The 19,593-nt window shown below is 38.1% G+C and carries 14 protein-coding genes; 4 read left to right on the forward strand and 10 right to left on the reverse strand.

All coding sequences use genetic code 11. The features are described 5' to 3' along the window. Nucleotides 1-82 precede the first annotated feature (82 nt). Both ACMAWV_RS06515 and ACMAWV_RS06520 read left to right on the forward strand, forming a co-directional pair. A complete protein-coding gene (locus tag ACMAWV_RS06515; RefSeq protein WP_103216845.1) occupies nt 83-409 on the forward strand; it encodes a hypothetical protein in 327 nt (108 codons plus the stop codon). A gap of 29 nt (nt 410-438) precedes the next feature. After that, nucleotides 439-2,067: a PhoU domain-containing protein gene (locus ACMAWV_RS06520; RefSeq protein WP_412462774.1), complete on the forward strand. Its 1,629-nt coding sequence runs from the start codon at nt 439-441 to the stop codon at nt 2,065-2,067. Here the strand turns inward: ACMAWV_RS06520 and ACMAWV_RS06525 are convergent. From ACMAWV_RS06525 to ACMAWV_RS06565, 9 genes are all read right to left on the reverse strand, one after another. Next, the gene (locus tag ACMAWV_RS06525; protein ID WP_392991468.1) at nt 2,064-2,645 is read right to left on the reverse strand and encodes a hypothetical protein; all 582 of its coding nucleotides are present in this window, start codon (nt 2,643-2,645) and stop codon (nt 2,064-2,066) included. The genes ACMAWV_RS06520 and ACMAWV_RS06525 overlap by 4 nt on opposite strands. 67 nt (nt 2,646-2,712) lie before the next feature. Beyond that, nucleotides 2,713-3,477 carry a hypothetical protein gene (locus tag ACMAWV_RS06530; protein WP_103216848.1) on the reverse strand — a complete coding sequence of 255 codons (765 nt, stop codon included), beginning with the start codon at nt 3,475-3,477 and terminating at the stop codon, nt 2,713-2,715. Nucleotides 3,478-3,579: 102 nt separating this feature from the next. Then, entirely contained in the window at nt 3,580-4,863 is a 1,284-nt protein-coding gene (locus ACMAWV_RS06535; protein WP_412462773.1) for a S8 family serine peptidase, read from the reverse strand. A gap of 67 nt (nt 4,864-4,930) precedes the next feature. After that, nucleotides 4,931-5,863 (reverse strand): endonuclease/exonuclease/phosphatase family protein, encoded by a 933-nt coding sequence (locus tag ACMAWV_RS06540; protein ID WP_412469708.1) that lies wholly within the window; start codon nt 5,861-5,863, stop codon nt 4,931-4,933. After that, complete coding sequence (locus ACMAWV_RS06545; RefSeq protein ID WP_412469707.1) at nt 5,864-6,628, reverse strand: hypothetical protein; 765 nt, start codon at nt 6,626-6,628, stop codon at nt 5,864-5,866. A gap of 85 nt (nt 6,629-6,713) precedes the next feature. After that, the gene (locus ACMAWV_RS06550) at nt 6,714-7,778 is read right to left on the reverse strand and encodes a hypothetical protein (protein ID WP_103216852.1); all 1,065 of its coding nucleotides are present in this window, start codon (nt 7,776-7,778) and stop codon (nt 6,714-6,716) included. A 144-nt stretch (nt 7,779-7,922) separates the two neighbouring features. After that, entirely contained in the window at nt 7,923-12,932 is a 5,010-nt protein-coding gene (locus ACMAWV_RS06555) for a hypothetical protein (protein WP_412469706.1), read from the reverse strand. 191 nt (nt 12,933-13,123) lie between these two features. After that, nucleotides 13,124-15,304, reverse strand: a complete 2,181-nt coding sequence (locus tag ACMAWV_RS06560; RefSeq protein ID WP_412469705.1) for a hypothetical protein — start codon at nt 15,302-15,304, stop codon at nt 13,124-13,126. 97 nt (nt 15,305-15,401) lie between these two features. Continuing rightward, the gene (locus ACMAWV_RS06565; protein ID WP_392991477.1) at nt 15,402-16,487 is read right to left on the reverse strand and encodes a tRNA dihydrouridine synthase; all 1,086 of its coding nucleotides are present in this window, start codon (nt 16,485-16,487) and stop codon (nt 15,402-15,404) included. A 64-nt stretch (nt 16,488-16,551) separates the two neighbouring features. On the opposite strand from ACMAWV_RS06565, the gene ACMAWV_RS06570 reads away from it, so the two are divergent. Then, complete coding sequence (locus ACMAWV_RS06570; protein ID WP_103216856.1) at nt 16,552-17,220, forward strand: HAD family hydrolase; 669 nt, start codon at nt 16,552-16,554, stop codon at nt 17,218-17,220. A gap of 11 nt (nt 17,221-17,231) precedes the next feature. Continuing rightward, nucleotides 17,232-18,674 carry a signal recognition particle protein gene (gene ffh, locus ACMAWV_RS06575; RefSeq protein WP_392991479.1) on the forward strand — a complete coding sequence of 481 codons (1,443 nt, stop codon included), beginning with the start codon at nt 17,232-17,234 and terminating at the stop codon, nt 18,672-18,674. Between the two features lie 318 nt (nt 18,675-18,992). On the opposite strand, the gene ACMAWV_RS06580 is transcribed toward ffh, so the two are convergent. Beyond that, the gene (locus tag ACMAWV_RS06580) at nt 18,993-19,463 is read right to left on the reverse strand and encodes a hypothetical protein (protein WP_412462767.1); all 471 of its coding nucleotides are present in this window, start codon (nt 19,461-19,463) and stop codon (nt 18,993-18,995) included. Nucleotides 19,464-19,593: the final 130 nt, after the last annotated feature.

Consider the following 19,593-nt stretch of genomic DNA (forward strand, 5'->3'; position numbering starts at 1 on the left):
TCTATATGGTGTCATTAATAGTTGTTCAAAGATTCCTAAAATCCTTTTCACCACTGTTTTTCTCTGCTAATTTGTGCTTATCATGAGCTCAGTTACTAATAATGCAAACGAAGTAGATAAGAATAAGCAATCAGAGCAGAAAACTGTTCTAAAGTCCTTACTGGAGCGACTAAAGGCTCCTTTCCTGGCATTTGATCGCAAGGTCGATGGTGCTATTTCATTCTTCATTACCCACTATGGTAAAACAAAATTTATGGTGGCAATGTCTAAGAAGATTCAATACTTGGGGATTGAAGGATTATGGAATAAAGGCCCAAAAGCTTTTATTTATTTTTTCCTATTTTATCTGATCCGAGATACAATACTCTACATTATTATCCCTATCTGGGTGGCCAAGGCCACTTCTTAAATCTTACAAGGATTTATATTTAATAAGTCATGGAATACTTGCAAACGGTTTTATTTTTTATCTCAGGACTCGCTATATTTTATTACGGACAACGAATTATCTCTGCAGGTATTCAGAGTCTGGGTTCTGGTGCTATCAAACATATTGCTTCAGATATTGATGGAAAGAACTTTGTCGTCAATTTCTGGAATGGTGCAAGGCTGAGTCTACTAGCATTCTCACCAACAATGGCCAATATCGTGACGGTAGGTCTTGTTAATGCCAACTTGATTAAAAAGAATCGAGTAATTCCTATGCTTTTTGGCTCTGTCATTGGGGCCGTTACGATCTTTCTTATTCTAATGCTTTCAAGACAGGAGATAGGTCTGAATCTTATGGCCTTTGCTCTTATTCTTGGTCTGGTATTTACACAACGCTTTGTGAGAAAGCTAACAAAGCTCCTATTTGGACTAGCATTTCTTTTTCTTGGTGTATCGGTAATGCATGAGAGTCTTGTCTCTCTTTTAACTTGGGATCTTGTTCAAGATATTGTTGTTCGATTTGTTGATTATTCTTTATTTACAAACCTTCTAATTGGATTTGTTTTTGGAACTTTAGTATCGTTCATCTTAAGAAGCCAAACGATGACATTGGCCATCGCAGTGGTCATGATCTTCACAAAAGTTTTTCCTGTTAGTATTTGCTTTTCAATTATTTGCGCCTCAACACTAAGTTCATTTTTTATAAATTTTAATACGGCAAGAAAAGTTGCAAGACCTCTTGCAATTCGTTTGTCCCTCCATCCATTAGTCCATTACTTAGTGGCCACATTTGCTAGTTTCTTATTAATTGTGATCATTGATCATAATGTTGAAACAACAGTTGGAACGGTTAGTCTTGTTGTCATAGGGCAATTCTTTGTTATTTCACTGGCAATCCTTAATTACTTCTTCTTTAAGAATATTGTGGCGGAACTTATTCAGGGAATGTATCCGGATGCGAAATTTAAGGATCGTCCAAAGTTAAAATTCCTTGGCGAAAGAAGACATATTTCTTCGACAATGGCATATGTTTTAGTCGAACTTGAAATTGGTAAGCTTTTAGATATTGTTTCAAGAATGTTTGAGAAGTGCCACGAGTATATTGAAAGTCCTACTAAGGGGGCCCGTGCTCTGGCAAAAATTAAAGATTACGAAAAAATTATTGATAATATTCAACTTGAAATTAATGATTTTATTTCAAAAGTAATTGCTAATGGTGCAGAGGAAGTTGAGAGTCGCAATGCTATAAAGCTCATGCAGATCGCCTCTGACCTCGAACAATTAGCAGATAGCTTAGATAAGCTTACAACTATGCTTACAAAGTATTACGAAAATTGGAAGCTATCAGCAGATGAAACCGATCGTCTTCTAAATTACTTTTCAGAAGTTGAATCTCTCTATCAAAGAAGTATTTCAGTCTATAAAGGACAGATTGCAACTGAAGATGAAATTAATGAGGTCATTGTTAGTACTCGTGAACTCAAGAGGCACCTTATGACTGAAAGAGAAGATTTTGCGAAAGTTCATCACAATGAAGATGGAAGAAAGCATATCTATTATTCGGATATGATGACATCAATATCTGTGGTTCGTGCAAATGTTAGAGAGGTTTATTTACTCTTAACTGGTGTTATCTAATTCCACTTATTAGTTAATTCATTCTTACAAACAACAATGGGTAGCTCTTTTACAATAGTATTCTGATTCTTATTTATTGCGAAAGGAAAGAACTTCTTCGTTGATGCTATTTTTCGATCAATCATACTTTCTTTATGGCGACGAGAGGCCTTCACCTTTCTGTAGCGAATACATTTCTTTCCTCGCATTCGTACACATTGACTGATAAGAGCTACCTGATCTATTTGCTCTTCGTAGTATCTAATTTCTTTTTCTAATTCAACTTTTGTATTTGTGATGGGAATGAACTCTTCACCCTTTGTTGTTCTAATTCGATACTTTCCAAATGGACGATTCGGTCTTAGGGTTAGTAGGTCTTCTTTTGCCTTAAGGTTGATATCAAGTTTATATTCGTAGCAATTGTAATTTTGATCTAAGACTTCACTTTGTATATCAATTGAGACAATCTCGATATCAAAGAATGAAGGGATTTCGTAAAAATTTCTTGTTATCTCTGATAAGCGGCCCTGCTTGGGGTGATCTTGATTGCAAGATAGCAATGCAATAATGAATAGGGGAATTAAAAGTAGAACTTTCATATGAACATCATAGGTTCTACTTAAAGTTAATTAAAAGGTCGGTAAGGCCTAATTTAGTTAAAGATTCCTAAAACCAAAGTGCTTGCATTCTTCTAAAAGAAATTTCCGTATACTCAATATCTTCTGATTTTGAAGCTAGTCCACGACCGATATTAACTTTCTTCTTTGTTGAAAGATTGTCGATTAGTAATTTGTTAAAAACAAGACTTGTTTTAACTAGTGAGTTTGCACCTTCACTTGTTCCTGCATAAACTTTATTACTTTTTGCTAACGAAATATAGTTTTCGAAAACGTAGTAATTATCAGAGAAACCATTGTCACATAGTTTTGATATTTCGTAATATGTACGATCCATATGTTCTTTCATTGCAAGAGGAAGAGTTGCTTTTGTTGCTCTCTCTCCATCATATGGAAGGTGCCAAACCACATTTTCAATATTGTCATCAATATCTTCTCTTAGCTGATAACTCCAAGTCTTTGGTTTGTCATTATATGAGCTAAACTCTTGATGAAAGTAAGCACATGTTTTAACGTCTTTTTTAAAACTAGGGTAGAGATCAGAGAATGTTAAGTATTGTTCATAAAGCGAAAGAAAGTAGACTTTCTTATTATCAAGCTTAGAGATATCTTTAGTCAGTTCTTGACCAACACTCGCTGGGCCACGACTCTTCTTTTTAAAGCTTCTAATTTTATAAGAAGGGATTGGATTAACTTCACTATCTGAGCGATCTTCAAAGCCTGCAATTTTGCTTTCAATTGATTCAGTTTGGTGCGTACTACTCGCACAGCTCATTAATGAAGATAGTAAGATTAAAGTTGCTAATTTGTTCATATGATCCACCTCTTATCTATTCTTATCGTCAAAATAGATAAGAGGTTTAGGCAAAATATGCTCATTCCGTATGAAATTTCAGCTAAAAATTTAGCATAGGTTTTACTTTAAATAGTAACGTGCAAGGCTTAGAGCGCTTTGTTGATCGAGTAGTCCACCACTTGTGCAAAGATTGCTTAAAGTACTCAGTTTTTTGGCCGAGTCTTCCAGTATGTCTTTTACAAAAGATCCATTAATATCTTTATTGTAAAAGTCCGCCATGGCATAAATCATTGCGGCCGTGTTTGTTACTTGTGGAGCTGCTTGAGAAGTTCCATTTATTGGAACATAGTTATCGCCGGGTGAGCATGAATTGATTGCCACTCCTGGTGCAAAGATTGTCACAGTCTTTTTTCCGAAATTAGAAAAATAGGCCTTATCCTTATTGTGTTCATCAATTGCGGCAACAGAAATAACGTTTTCTGCAATAATTGAAGATGGATAATGCAATAAAGAGTCCGTATCGTCTTTCTTATTTCCAGCAGAAAATACGAAAAGCATTTTAGGATATGCTTTTACCACTTCTAGACCTTTGTCCATCAGTCCTTTCATATAGCTATCACGCATTTGAGTGATTAGCTTTTCATATTTATCATTAACTTCTTTTTCTTTTAAATTAAATTCATCTTGGAAGAGCCCGTTGATCATATCATAGGCTGGCTCCCAGCTTTGTCCCCAAGATGCGTGATAGATATTTGAAAACTTAGACGAGTACTTAACAGTTTCTCTCATTTTAGAAATCATCCAGTTTTCATAGTACATTAAGTATCTTTCGATATTTCTAATCTTTAGATATGACTTACTATATTTGCTAGGAATAAATTCCTTCTTAGCAAATAGACCTTTCGGATCATCTCCTAAGTAGCGAATTGGAAGATATTGGAGATCTCCTGACTTTAGCTCGTACGGCAAAGTTTTTGTGTTCATTGCAAGACATGCAACATGAGAGCCGTGCGTATATGAAGAGAACTCATCTCTGCTTTCCATAAACTCGTCGTCTTTTCTAATTTCCGTGTACCATTTAAGTTCACTTTCAGTTGCCGTCTTTAGTGTCTTCTTCTTTCTAATTTCATAGTATTCAAAAACTCTTGGGTCGAAAGTTCCAATAAGGCCGTCATCAAAAACCTTTCCAGAGTTTTGGATATAATTCCAACCATTAAGATCATCAATCTTTCCATTAGCGTCGCTATCTTTACCATTTTCGATTTCTTGGCGATTAGAAAAAAGATGATCCTTAAGATCAATATGATTGATATCAATTTGGTTATCACTGATGGCAACAACAGAAGCTGCAAAAGTAGGTAACGCAAAAAGCCAGATTAAGATGTGTTGTTTAATTTGATGCATAGAGAATTTATTAAATGATCTTTTTCATCCTTGCAATTGCATCGCGTAAATCATCAATTCTCGAATCTTATTTCAATAGTTTATAAATTGCGTACACAGGGTAGTGGTCAGAGGGATTATTCCATATATCCGATCGTTTGCGCGGCGGGCCTAAAACCTTTCCAACTGAGTTGCGGTAGCGATAGACAGCAGCATCTGCAATTTGATTTTTAAATCTTTCATCAATAAAGAGGTAATCAAGTTGAAGAGGGTGGGCCGCTTGGCCAACGAATTGATAGAATGTTGTTCGGTACTCTAGTGGTAATTCAAAAATTCCAAGTACATCTTTAAGATTTGTTTCTGAGTATAGTGATAAAAATTCTTCATCTGTTTTTTCATTCGAAGCATTACCGTTAAAGTCTCCACATAAAATGACAGGGGTTTCTTTAAAGAGTGAAGATTCTTGTTTATAGACGTGAACAAGTAACTCAAGCTCGGCCTTTCTTCTTCTAACTGATCTAAAGTCATGGCCGGAATCATCTCGTTGGGACTTTAAGTGAACATTCAAAAGACTCAATATATGTTTTGTTTTCTTTTTATCGCTAAATACTCTTAAGTGAGAGAAGTCACGTGATAGAAAGTAATTTGTTTCATCTTCATCGTGCAAGATAAAATCAATCTCTTTATCAGTGTGAGAGAGATGCTCAAAATAGAAAGGCAGGCCCTTTCTAACTAAGAAGGCGTTTTCAATTCCTCGATCACTATTTCCTTGGTTGTGATAAATTTCGTACTCATTTGAAAGGTAATTTTCATTAAAGTAATGAAGACTTTCAATATAGCCAATCTCCGTTAGAGCATAAATATCAGCATTTATTTCACTAAAAACTGTACGCAATTGATTGAGATTTAGTGGTGATTTAAAGTAGTTTAGGTTTGGAGGATGATCAAAGGCATCCTTTATAAATAGATTTTCTAGGTTGTAAACACAAAGCTCAATTTCTTCTAATTGTTTCTGTTGCAATTAACAGCTCCATCCAAAAATATAGCGAAAGTACTTCTTCGCCTTTGCATCATAGATAAGCTTACAATATGCACTTTGATAGAGCTTTTGACTATTAATTTCCTTAAACTTAGTTAAGAGCTCTTCGCTGCAAGCTCCACTTTGTATCTCATAGTTTTGAAGTTTATCTGTGAAGAGGGAGACCTTTTCATTTTCTATTTTAAACTTAAAATCAACCCCGCGATACTCTTGTTGAAAGTAAATGGCCGCTCCATTTGTATAAAATGGAATAGAGTGGCGTGGGATGATCGTTGGTTTTTCTTGCCCTTGCCTTAACATGATATTAGGTAGGATATCTTGATTGTTTGAAAGCTCCTTCGTGCTCTTTAGAAATCTAATTCCTTCATAAATAGGCTGCCTGTCATTTACAATTTTTCCAAATTTATCTTTCTGAGGATGATGAAAACTACACTTTGATTGATAGGTAATTGTATTTTTATCTTTAGGGAGAGTTGTCCAGAAAGTGAAAGGCAGACCATATTTGTTTGCGAATTCTTTCTTCTTGATCAAGCTATCCTTTAAAAAAGTTTGCTTAAAGTCTTCTGATACTTTTCCCATTTGTGAATTACATTCAGAGTTTTCTGGACAGCCTTTTATAAGATGCTCCACCATATGCGGCTCAAACTTTACTTCTTCAATAACTTGCGCCTGAGGAGGCGGAGGGCTTAGGGCCATTGAGAAATGACTGATTGTGGCAACAAGAAGCACTTTGTAATAATTTTTCATATCTAAATTGTATATGGAATTGGAATATTTCTCAAAACAAAAAAGCCCGCATGATGCGGGCCTTTAAAGGGGGGAGGGGTATTTATTATTGTGATCTTGAGTTAACTGATCCACCTAGGATAAAGTCAATCTGATCATCTACTGTATACTTTTCTGTAGTTTCGCCTCTTCTGATATCGTTGATCGTTGGTTGATTTGGATTAACACGATCACTATTACCTTTTTGGGCCATAAAGTTTTGTTTTTCTTGTGCTTCAAATTTTACAACTACTTTTTGCTCATCTTCATCGCTATCAACTTTTGCAGAGTTTACTCTTGTTTCAATTGTCGTCTTTGTCTTAATGTCTTCTAAAGTATCTTTGTCGTTTACAGGATTATTAACACACTCAATTTTAGTAAACTCTAGTGCTCTAATATCACTTGCAAATGTTGAGATGCTTCCATTGGCCTGTAGAACTCTTAGATCAGCATTGAACTCCATACGCTCTTTTCTTGATGTTTCAAAGTCTTCTGTAACTGTTCCTGATTCAACATTGTCTCCAAGATCAAAGATACCTCTTTTTGTGATCTTAAATGCGGCAGATGAGCCAGCGCCATCAAATCTTGATTCTAGCTGATCACTTACATCCTGAGGTGTTTGAACTTGACCCATATGCTCTTTTTCAGCGATAGAAACAAGTGCACTTTTTGCTTTAGCTTTCTTGTCACCAAGGATATTCTGGCAAATGGCATCAGCATCAGAAACTTTTTGAAGATAGATTTCTTTATTACCTTCGAATACTTTATATTTCAGTGATGCACGGTATGCGATAATAGGTGAGTTATCATAGTAGTCTCTAAGATCTTCTGTTGAAAGCTCAATTGACTCACGGTCTTTAATGAAGTCAGCATGCTTCTTTTCATCTTTTTCGATATTTGTTTGTTTCTTTTGAAACTTCTCTTCAGCAATCTTATATTTTTCTAGATCACATCTATCCTTGTATTTATTGTATCTTTCTTGAAAGTCTTTATCGAAGTCACTAATCTTCTCAAAACCTTTTCTTTCAAACTTCCTTTCTACAATAGTACAAATATTTGCATAAGCAGAAAGTGGAATTAATCCAGTGAAGATGGCAACTTTAATCAGTGTTGATAGATTTTGCTTTTTCATAGTTTCCCCATTTGGTTTTTCATTTCTTAAGTTTAGATACTATGTATAAAGCAATAGGTGTGCCAAAAAACAGAAGGGGCAAGATATTGAATTTTCGTTGTGTTTGAAGAAACTACTGTCTATTAAATGAACAGTGTATGAAACTTATTCACAATAGAAGTGATGATTCCAACGGAAACCTTTAATAAAGCTTGAGTAGTTAGCGTCATCAGCAGTTAAGTCATCCATTGAGTCGACAATTGAGTTATAACCTTTTAACTGAGTGTCTTCAGTAAAGTAGCCGGCCGCCGGTTGAGGATAGTAATTATCAAAGGCGCTACCTGTTCTTACTTTTCCAAGTTGACAGAAGCGGTTACCAATTTGATTTAGTTTAGATTTTACTTGATCAGCATTGGCACCTTCAACAAGTGGAAATCCTGTTCTTAGATCATAATGCTTTTCTGGATCAAGTGACATATCTGCACTTTCTGTTACGATACCTTCAGATGAGATAAATAAGTTTAGATAAGTGTTGATATTTGTCCCACTAGGTAGACGACACTCATAAGTATTATCTTCATTTAAGACACCAAAGCCTGAACAACACATTGAGCCTGGGTCTGTAACGTTTGTCCCTAGCTTTGAACAACACTTAAAGTCGTTGGCCGCAAAAATCTGAGGTAGGGCAATCGTTGAACCATCTGTTTTGTAATATACTTGATTATCAATGTCATCAGCTGTTCCAATATTTGGATCAGTTGCCGGAATTCGGTCAGGATCCGTAAAGAATGGATCACTTACTTCATTGTAGATACCTTCAACTAGACGTCCTTCATTTGAAGTATGAGCTACCGGATTGGCCTTCTCGTCATTACAACGAATGGCCTCATAAGTAACTTGTGGAACACCTAGTAACTCATATCTTTCGAAGATACTTTCGTAGTATTTTTGTCCACCTGGAATCGTTCCAAAAGCACTCGCAGGGAAATTGTATCTAAATGATACCCATCCAATTTGCATTGGCGTTGGAGCAGACAGAAGATCATTATTAATTCTAAAGAACATATATCTTAAGTTGTTTTCAGTAACAGTACAGTATGCCGGCTGACTAATTGAAGCTAGTGCTAGCTCGGCACCTGCTACACTTGGGCAGATAACTTCAGTCATTGCTGCTTCATCGTGAGTTGAAAGATCAGAAAAGTCTGTCGCATCAGGATCAGTAATATAGTTAAGGATAACATCGTTAATCGATGCACTATTTACATAGTCAGGAATGTAAATCGCAAGAGTTTGTTGTTCAAGATCATCTGCTCCAAGTGCTGGGGCAATAGGGTTATTGAATCCTGCCGGTTTTACAACCACTGGCGAATATGGGGCATTGAACGTGTCATTAAAACCAGTGTTCTGGTAAAGTCCAAATGCAATCTTCGTATTAAATAGAGTTCCTTCTTCGTCGGCAGGGTAGAAGCTAATACGGCCATCGATAGGTGATGTTGTATTAATATTTTCAGGTACTGCTGCAGAGTCAGCATTAATATTTGCCTGAATACTTCCAATAGGATCACCTGGTCTTAGCCAAACAAATGGTTGTCCTACTTCTCCATTATAAGTACGGTAACCACCAATAGCACTCATGAAAGAGTATTCCATTAGCCAGTTATTACGGTAAAGAGGTTGAAGCTCTTCACGCCATGACTTCATTGAATAGTTAAGGCAAGCTAGCTTTGTTGGTGAAAGGTTTAGGCGTCCACCAGCTGTCCAGTTATTTGTTCCATCTTCAAACTTTCTAATGAAACCACCACCACAGCAATTTGAGCGTCCTGTTTCATTAATAATAAGGGCCTGACCATTATCTGGAAGAACTCCCGGTTCTACTTTCATCTCAATTGAGCTTGTATTAAATGTCTCAGATGCTGAGTAACGAGAGTAGCGTCCTGTTGCATCAGGAGATACATTTGATGTTGTTCTCGTATTAAGAACCTCATTTTGTGAGTCATAACCAGGAAATGATGTATTTGTCTCGACTTGTGTGTACATCGTGAAGTCTTTTGAAATTTCACGACAACAACGGTTTTGACCCATATCATAGTTATAGTAACTACCCGCAAGAATCGTATTTAAAAGAGGCTCTTGTTGACTTTGGCCACAAACGAGTTCTTCTTCCCAGTACTTTTGCTCAGCGATTGTATCACCAAAGCTAGAAGGAGAGAGTCCTCTTGCCACATCAGCATGAAGGCGGTTTGGACCACAGTCTAAGTTAGTATGACAAACAGCTCCCGCTCTTCTAATACAGGCGTTGGCCGCGAGTGTTTCCGTTTGAAGCTGAAGGATATCTTTAATTAAACCAGCTTCAATTGATTTGAAAGATGATGTTTCATCTGTATCAACAGAAGCCGCTGAACACATATTTTGTAATACTGATGGAACATTGATTGTTGCATCTTCTACAGTCACATAGTTTCCGTCTGTGTCGAATACTGGACATGAACGGGTACGATTAAAGCCTGTAGCATCTTCATTACAAGAAGCTATTTGAGAAATATAATCAGTACGATTCTTATTATCTTCAGACTCGTGACGACTTTCAAATCCATTAGTTGTATCTGTTGAGCGCCCTGGAACACAAAGGCCTACATCTCCTGGCCCATAGGTACCAGTAGCTGCATATATTGAAAGGTTTGCAGCAATTGCTTGTTGAATATTTGTCGGCAGCTCTTCGCCGCGGTTACTGTAAGAGATTGGTCGTCCAAGAATACTTGCAGCTTGTCCGTAAAGGATTGCTGTCGGCTCATTAGGTGAGCGAATTAGTTCTTTTGAAAAACTTGCAGAGTCCAGGGCCGCACAGTAGAAGTTTGGAGCACAAGTTAAAAGTTTTGAGTGTGTTGTCTTTTTAACATTTGTTGTCGGGCTTAATTTACATAGTGAGCCGGCCCCGCGGTAAACACATCTCTTATTTTGACCACTACTAATATTTGTATTTAAAATAGAAGAGAGTGAAACTCCTTCTCTTGAATAGTTATTTCTTTCAAATGCATCAATATCAAATTTTGGCCAATTGGTTTTCACATCTGTTACCTGAGCACAGGCATATTCCCATCCAAGTTTTGCAACACAATCGCTATCAACATTACAAGCATGCATATACTGGCAACTTGCCCCGTACCCTTGACCTGCGGCCGAAGGATCTTTTGAGAAGTCCCAGTCATAATCTGCTGCCGTTTGACCACCAAGATCTTCGACAACAGAAACTGTATAATTTGTGTTTTGAGCAAGATCCGCAAAAGGAGCATTAATTGCTAAGAATAGTTTTTGCGTTGTCGAACGTACACGTCTTCCTGCTCCGACAGAGAACCAAGACACTCCATCAAATGAACCAATAAGGGCACCTTGATTAAAACCATACCAATCTCTTTGGTAACCGTTTACATACATTGCCGCTTGAGTTTCTAGACGGTTTCTTCTTTGCACACCTGCATCTGCATAGCTTATGTGTGAACTCGGTAGCATAGTCGGAGGGACCCAACAAGCACGTCCAAAAATTGTATCTTCATAATTTCCGTAAGTTGTATTACTGCCGATTTGGGCACGATCAGTTGTATACCCTCGCCAAGTTAACCCATAGCCTTTTGCTGTCTCTGGCTGTGAGCTAAAGACCTTTTGCCAAGCATCTTGTTGACAGTAAGGGCAAGGAGTAGCGTAACCACTTGTTACCGAGACAATATAAACTTTATCAACTTCGACATCTAAGGCCTTGGCCGGTTGTGCTTGTTGAAGATCAAGTGTCATCTGACCAATAACAGCGTTCATATTATATGACGTTTCTAAAGGACCGGCCTTGTTTGCATCATCAAGATAGTAGAATGTATCGCCTTCTTGATTTGTTCCCTCTGGAATCTCTGATAAATCATCATAAGGAGTTCCCGCAAGAGAGAAGAAGCGGTGAGGAGCACTCTTTCCAGAAACTAAAACTGATAGGTTTTGAAATGGCCTGTCTTCATTTTCAATTACTGGAATATCACATTGAATATTTAAAATATTACCATTGGCGTCCTTTTCAGCTTTTAGGCCGTAGTCAATACAGCGAGAGTCTAGTTGAAGTTCTCCACCAATATACGTTGGCTCAAATGAACAACCACATTTTTGCCATACTTTCACACGCACACTGTCAAGATTTGGATCACAGCTATCGAGCTGGCCAAGAAGACATTTGTAATCTTCGATATCTTTTAATAGCTGTTGATTTGCATCATCAATTGGATCGCCATCGTTTGAATCATCGTCATCCTCTCCCGGATTAACGTTGATAGGACAGACATAGAAGAGTTCTGGATAATTTTTAAAACTATTTGCATCTTCTAAGATTTCAGCAAGAGCTGTTTTATATTCTGAACTATTTTGATCTGTTTCAGGTCTAACTTCACCGTCGATTACACATTGTCCGTTTAGACAACAGTTATAGCCTTGTTGCTGACATGAAGTATTTGTACAACTACCACCAGGTGTTGTTGATGAGCCATTAACATTGATTGTGACAGAAAGATTCGACAGGCTAACTGAAGTACTTGGAACAGGTGAGTGCTTTAGAACACCTGCTACCGACTCATGAAGAGTGAGTGCAATAGTTGTAAAACTTGTTGAACATTCTGGGCAAATTGTAGCAAGGCTGTAAGCGGCCTCGTTTGCGTCAACTAGCACTGAAGATCCAGAGCTTGTGTAGCTTACGATATTATCTCCACCACAAAAAGCAGCATTATCACCAGCATTGGCAACATTAATTCTTAAGCTTGTTTCTTGTGATTTACTTGATTTAATTGGCGTGGCCATTAATCTAACTTGTGACTTCTTATCCACTCCTGTAGAGCTAGCAGTATTAATAGAACCAACTAAACAGAACACTGAATTCTTTTTTTCTTGTGAAACAATGTAATTATTAACAATGCCACCAACAAGATAAATACTTCCTGTGTCGCTGGAATTTAGTGTTAGAGCACCATCGACATACTGACCTTTGGCGTACCAAGAAGGATTCGTAGGATTTTCGATAATATAATCTGATGACTCTTGTTCTGAGTCGTTTGAATCTAGATTAGAGCGGCGATTGTTGGCCGCTTCCATACATGAAGTAAGGAGCATCAATGTGCTTATGAATGTGAGTAAACTTACTTTAAATTTCATTGGTTTACATTTTCCTACCCATTTACTTTTCGTGAAATTCGATGCCTTTCTTTATATTAACCTGTTGATATTAAAGAAAAGGTAAGAAATACCTACTTATCGATAACTTGTTGAAATAAGGAGCATTTTTAGCACTTTGGTAAGGGAGCGAACTGAATGAGACGACAAATTTTTGTGTGTTTTAGCAGATTCTAAAATCCATAGCCATAATTGGCGTAGAAGTCGTAAGAGCTATAGAAAGGATTATAGCTTCCACTAAACATTCTCTGATTAGAGAGATCAAGCTTTTCCATGTACCAATCATAGTACTGTTGTTGATAGGCGAGTTGTTGCTGTTGAACTCGGCCCGTGTAAATGTATCCAGGAAGTTGGGCCCTTAATTGCTGAGTAGAGATCATTGGCCCAATGAAGGCATACGAATTCTGAGCAGCATACATCGCAACTTGAGGCCAGAAGCTCTTTCTGTGCTGGCGCTTGACCATTCGTTCTGAGACAGGGTCCCAGTCGAAGTACTCATTACTTTTAAGTTCAACACTACTATCGGCAAATGATTTTGTTTTTAAGTTACACGTTCGAACATGAAGAGCTCGACAGGCATAATCAAACTCGTCCCCGCGGCTATCTTCATCATTTCCACTTGCACCATTTTCGACAACAGCTCCATTACAGCGCTTGTTTTTCTTTTCATGGCAGTAATCTAGTAGGTAGCGATCAGTCATGCGAAAATCATTAGGCTCTTGCTCACCATAAAAGTAGCGAGAGTAATCCTCTGTAATAATCTTATCATCGATACCATCACTTAGTTTTGTGAGAATCGAAATACCTTCATTACCCGTTTCAAGAGCTGGCATACAAGAGATATTAGCTTCTTTAAAGCCACTACAGTTTAGCTTATAAGTTTTTAAGTTAAGGGCCTTTAGAACTTCTAAGTCCTTCATTGGTCTTGTTGTGAAAACTGCTGCAATCTGCTTCTCAACGTCACCTAGCGCTTCTTCACGCTCTTTTATCTTTTGACTTAAAGCTTCGTCATTTAATTCACTTTCAACACAGCCATATAAAATATCTGTCGTCGAACCACCCGGAGTTCCAGGGCAAAGCTCTGCAAGATTATCTGCTAAAATTTCACCAAAGTTATGATTACTCTTACTTGTTTTGTTTAAGGCAGATACTTTATCATTAGCATCTTTTAAGAATGAATGAATTTTATTCTTAAGATCATCTCTTCTTTTTTCGTCGGCCTTCTTCTCTTCCTCGCTAGGGTAGAGTGAAATGCTATCAAGTGTATTGTAATTACCAATGGCCGCTCTAGAGTCATTGATAGCGGTTTTTATTTTTTCTAAGTCTTTGCTCGCGTCACACTCTTTAATTTTCACTCGACAGCTCTTTAGACTTTTTAGTGCTGAAGATAAGTCACTAAATGACTGATCAGAGATACCACTATCTAAGTAGAAGGAAGCATAAGAACCTTTTTCAGTATTAAAGATATTTGGATCTTCGTTATGATCAAAAGTGTCTTCGTATAATTTTAAAATTGTATTTTCGTAGTAATGCTTTAATTGATCGTTGTGCGAAAGTAAATTCAAGCTATTGCCCGAAGTGTTGATTTTTATAGAAGGAGTTCCTTCTTTTGTCGTTGTTAATGCAACATTAACAGTATCGTCCTTTAGGGCCTCTAGGTGAGCTTCTAGGAAATTGTTTGCATCATCTTCTGTTGCACTTCCAGCATAAATTTTTTGTAAGATTACACCATAGTTATTGATTGTATCCTTGGCCATATCTTCATAGCCTTGATCCATCTCAAAGTTTCCTGTGAAATCATTGAAGACCTCGCATTCTTTTTGTACGCTTGCATCTCTGCCACGACACGCAGATTTAACATAAGAGTAGAGATCCTTCCCATTTCCATCTTTAAGATGATTAAAGAGTTTTACGAAAGCATTTTCTTCTTTGTTATTCTCAGCGATACTTGCAGCTTGCTTCTTTGCTAAGGCCGATACAGTCGAGTGAATGACTGCATACTTTGTCACAGCTTGAGTGTGTGTTTCAAGCTCTTTTAACGCCTGTGCAGTATCAGTATCAAAGAGTTTAGCGACATCAAGTACCTCGGCTTCTTTTTTAAAGCTTAGGTATTCATTACGAATTTTCTTTAATGATCTCAAGGCCACGACTTGTGCCATTTGAGCATCGCGAATTTTTTTGAGTTCGATAAGTGTTGGAGAGTCCGCCTTATCATCTTTTTTCATTTGATCTTGTTTTTCATGGATGGCAGAGATTTCATTTTCAAGATCTGTACACATATCAGAGGCCATCGCATTGAAGGCCAATGTACCGATAAGCACTGTATTGAAAATATTTTTAAAAAGTCTCTTCATCTCTTAACTTAAGTATAAAGTAATTTACACTATCTCCACTAACGCCTCTTCGACATTTCAAGTGGAAAACTTTAGTATGAGAAGTGATTTCGGAGTCTTAGCCGTGTCCGCCGGCCATGAAGGCTTGAGTTAGATCCAATTTCTTGTGATCATTTTTTATGGCATCGAAATATTCGCGAGTTACCTTCATCGTTTCTTCGATATCAGGTGTTTGGAACATGACATTTCTAAAGTGAGTTACATTTGGAAAGCCTGCGGCCATCCAAACGATATTCTTTCTAAGTGTGATAAGAACAGTTCTTTCTCGATCAGTGTACTCTTCCATGTATTCACGGAATCTTTCGATAACTTCAAGATAGTCACTTGGTGTGAATGTAATATCATCATCTTCGTTTAAGAAGCTCTCGAGAAAAATAAATGGATTTCTAAGAGGTCCACGTCCAAGCATCAGTGCCTGACAGCGAGTTGCCATTAGGCGCTGCTTTGTCATAGGGGCCGAGTGAAGATCTCCGTTTCCAATAATTGGCAGGGGAGATGTTTCAGCAATACTTTCTAAAAGATCCCAATTTGCTAATCCTTTATAGGCTTGAGTTCTTGTTCTACCGTGGATAGCAACGAATTCAACACCTTCTTCTTTTGCAATATGAATAACTTCCCCAGCATTAATTGAATTCTCATCCCAACCAGTTCTAATCTTAATTGTTAAAGGTACTTCGATTGCATTCTTCATTTGGTTGAAGAATTTTCCAAGCTTAGAAGTATCTTTTAAAAGAGCAGATCCTCCGCCTTTTGTGACAACTTTACGAACAGGACAACCCATATTGATATCGATAAATTTCGGCTGTCTTTCTTCGGCCACTTTTGCGGCTTCGGCCATGGCCGTTCCATCTTCACCAAATAGCTGCAGACCAATATTCTTCTCTCGTGGGTGAATCTCAAGCATTTTCACCGTCTTTTCATTCTTGTAGTTAATCCCGTGACAGCTCACCAATTCACTTACTGTCCCACCACATCCTAGCTCTTCCATCAATAAACGATATGGAGCTGTGCAAATACTACTCATTGGAGCAAGTAAAAGTGGTGAATCAAATGAAATATTACCAAGTTTGACCTTTGGGCGACGTGCCATTAGAGTGTCAATCTTAGCTTGAAGAGATGGTGAAAAAGTGCGATTATTGGCCATGCGTTTATTTAGCAAGTAGCTAGAATTAGGTCAACATATTTCAATAATTTGGAAATAATTACTAATGTTTTTTGAAAATCCAAGAGGATATATTGTTTTTGATTGCGACGGTACTTTAGTTTCATCTAAAGAGGCCGTAATCTGCGCTGTGGCCGAGATGATGACGATTATTTTAAATCGTGATGTCACGATCGAAGAGGCCCGTTCAAAATATGGGCCAGATCTTGTTTACACAGCAAATCAGTTTGGTCTTGATCCTGTGAACTCTGAACTACAAAGAAACAAGCTCATGACGACTTGGAAAGAAGTGACGGCAAAGCAGAGCAATAACTACAAACTCTTTGATGGAATGAAGAGACTAATTTTAGATCTTCTTGATCACGAATTTCAACTCTATGTTTGGACGGCACGTGATCGCAGATCAACGTTAAGAATTTTAGACGACCAAAATGTCCTTCAGCATTTTTTAGAGTTACGATGTCTTGATGATACGACTCCTAAGCCACACCCGCAGGGGTTAAGTGAGATGCTTGAAGATATGCCAAAGAATAAGATTCTTATGATTGGTGATAGCTACACGGATACTCAAGGAGCAAAGGGCTTTGGGGTTGAATCAATTGGCGCTCTATGGGAGAGTGGGATAACTAAAGATGGCTTTGGTGAGCATAGTGCTGACTACTGGGCCACGCACCCAAGTGAATGTTTAGATATAATTTTGAATAAAATAAAATAAGGACGACAAGAATGTTTGATAATTTAAGTGATAAGTTTTCAGAAGCGTTTAAGAATATCTCGGGTAAGGGAAAGATTACTGAAAGCAATATTGAGGATACTCTAAAACTTGTAAAGACTGCACTGCTAGAAGCTGATGTTAACTTTAAGGTTGTAAAGAATTTCATTAACAACGTTAAAGAAGAAGCTCTTGGTGAGAAAGTTATCAAAGGTGTTAATCCTGAAGAACAGTTCATTAAAATCGTTCACGATGAACTTGCAAAAACGATGGGAGACACAAATACTGAGCTTAACTTTGTTGAAGGCGGTATTACTCCAATTCTAGTTGTTGGTCTAAATGGTCAAGGTAAGACAACATTCTCTGGTAAGCTTTCACTTTTCCTAACAAAGAAAGAAAAAAAGAACGTTCTTCTTGTTCCTGCCGATACTTTCAGACCTGCCGCTAAAGATCAGCTAATTACTCTTGCTAAGTCAATGAATATGGACTGGTTCGATTCTGATCTAGGAAAGCATCCGAAAGATATTGCAGCAGAGGCAATGGCCTATGCAAAAGAGCACGGTAAAGAAATTGTTATCATTGATACGGCCGGACGTCTTCACGTTGATGAAGAGCTAATGGGACAAATCAAAGAAGTTCGTCAAAGCCTTGAGGGACTTAATCCTGAAGTTCTTATGGTTGCAGATGCTATGACTGGTCAAGAGGCCGTAAACGTTGCTAAGAGCTTCCACGAAGCTGTAGGGCTTACTGGTGTCGTACTTTCAAAAATGGACTCTGATGCTCGTGGTGGTGCCGCACTTTCAATCAAGCACGTAACTGGAGTTCCAATCAAGTTCATCTCTACAGGTGAGAAAATGAAAGACCTTGAACTCTTTCATCCGGATCGTCTGGCTGGACGAATTCTTGATATGGGAGATGTTCTAACTCTTGTTGAAAAAGCAGAAGCTGCAATAGACAAAGATGATGCTGAAGGCATGATGAAACGTTTAGAGAAAGGAAAGTTCTCTGTAAACGACTTCATGAAACAAATGGATATGATGAAGAACTTAGGTTCAATGGCATCAATCATGAAGATGATCCCTGGAATGGGGGGCATGCTTAAGCAAGTAGGGGATTTAACACCTGCTGAAAATGAAATGAAAAGAATGCGCGTTATCATCAACTCGATGACAAAAAAGGAACGCGACAATTATAAGATCATGAAGGATTCTCACATCAAGCGTATTGCTCGTGGTTCTGGAAATACAGAAGCACAGGTTCGTGACTTTATCGCTAAGTTCAAGCAGATGGAGCAGATGATGGGTGGCCTTTCTCAAATGATGAAAGGTGGGGCGATGCCGGGGATGCCTGGTATGCCAGGAATGGGGGGAGGTGGAATGCCTAATCTTCCTGGGTTTGGTGGCAAGAAGAAAAAGCCTCGCAAGAAGGGCGGCCCTTGGGGCGGTGGCTTCTTTTAATTCTTTAGGTCTCACTCCGTCTGCTGCGCCTGACTTCGGTCGGCGTAGCAAACTACGCCTTCCCTCGTCTTACGCTAGCATCCGAAGCAAGCCTTAAAGAATTAAATATCATTTCAAAATTTGTTTTGCGGCTTCGCCGGTGGCTCGGGCTGCGCCCATCGCTTTTGCTAGAGCTTCGCTCGTCGCTGCTGGGACTTCGTCCATCGCTGTGGCTAGGGCTGCGCCCATCGCTTTTGCTAGAGCTTCGCTCGTCGCTGCTAGGGCTTGCGCCCATCGCAAAAAAAAAGCGACACCGGAGTGTCGCTTAGAAGTATTGAATTACTTTAGGATGTATGGAGTAATTGTCGACTCTTTTCTGTCGTGACAGATGTCGTAGCTGTACTCTCTAAGTAGTGAAACTTTTGTGATTTTTACTTCTCTGTATTTTGCTTCAAAGTTAACTTCAAGCTGCGCATCGAAAACATAGTTGAATGCTTCAAATTCGTCACATTGGTAACCATTAGCAACAACGTCTCTGTCTAGAGATCCTTGAACTTTGTATAGGTAATCTGAACCAACAACTTCGCGCTCAACGATCTTTCCAGTGAATGACTTTAGTTCACCGTTAAGTACTGCTCTAAAAGTAACAGTTCTAGCAAAGATGTCTGAGTTTAGGTGCTCAACATCTGTAAGTGTAATTGTTTCTAGAGCTTTGTAGTCATAGCTAGCTTCAGAAGCTACAGTGTTTGAAAGTTGGTAAGTATTAGCAAATGCTGTAAGTGTAACAAAAAGTGCGATAACAAGTTTCATAATAATCTCCGAGTTTTATTTATGCTGGTTAAGTACCAACCAAAGACTCAAAAGAAAAGTTTGGTTTCTGTTAAGATTTGAATATTAGGAAAAGAAAAGACGTGGCACAAGTGCCACGCCAGATACTTAG

Origin of the sequence: Halobacteriovorax sp. RT-1-1, from assembly GCF_047085455.1 — a bacterium.
Lineage (GTDB): Bacteria > Bdellovibrionota > Bacteriovoracia > Bacteriovoracales > Bacteriovoracaceae > Halobacteriovorax_A.

Coding starts and splice junctions, on each gene's coding strand:
- ACMAWV_RS06560 (WP_412469705.1), bottom strand. CDS start 15,304: ATGAAGAGACTTTTTAAAAATATTTTCAATACAGTGCTTATCGGTACA.
- ACMAWV_RS06555 (WP_412469706.1), bottom strand. CDS start 12,932: ATGAAATTTAAAGTAAGTTTACTCACATTCATAAGCACATTGATGCTC.
- ACMAWV_RS06530 (WP_103216848.1), bottom strand. CDS start 3,477: ATGAACAAATTAGCAACTTTAATCTTACTATCTTCATTAATGAGCTGT.
- ACMAWV_RS06550 (WP_103216852.1), bottom strand. CDS start 7,778: ATGAAAAAGCAAAATCTATCAACACTGATTAAAGTTGCCATCTTCACT.
- ACMAWV_RS06515 (WP_103216845.1), top strand. CDS start 83: ATGAGCTCAGTTACTAATAATGCAAACGAAGTAGATAAGAATAAGCAA.
- ACMAWV_RS06545 (WP_412469707.1), bottom strand. CDS start 6,628: ATGAAAAATTATTACAAAGTGCTTCTTGTTGCCACAATCAGTCATTTC.
- ACMAWV_RS06520 (WP_412462774.1), top strand. CDS start 439: ATGGAATACTTGCAAACGGTTTTATTTTTTATCTCAGGACTCGCTATA.
- ACMAWV_RS06570 (WP_103216856.1), top strand. CDS start 16,552: ATGTTTTTTGAAAATCCAAGAGGATATATTGTTTTTGATTGCGACGGT.
- ACMAWV_RS06580 (WP_412462767.1), bottom strand. CDS start 19,463: ATGAAACTTGTTATCGCACTTTTTGTTACACTTACAGCATTTGCTAAT.
- ACMAWV_RS06565 (WP_392991477.1), bottom strand. CDS start 16,487: ATGGCCAATAATCGCACTTTTTCACCATCTCTTCAAGCTAAGATTGAC.
- ACMAWV_RS06525 (WP_392991468.1), bottom strand. CDS start 2,645: ATGAAAGTTCTACTTTTAATTCCCCTATTCATTATTGCATTGCTATCT.
- ACMAWV_RS06535 (WP_412462773.1), bottom strand. CDS start 4,863: ATGCATCAAATTAAACAACACATCTTAATCTGGCTTTTTGCGTTACCT.
- ffh (WP_392991479.1), top strand. CDS start 17,232: ATGTTTGATAATTTAAGTGATAAGTTTTCAGAAGCGTTTAAGAATATC.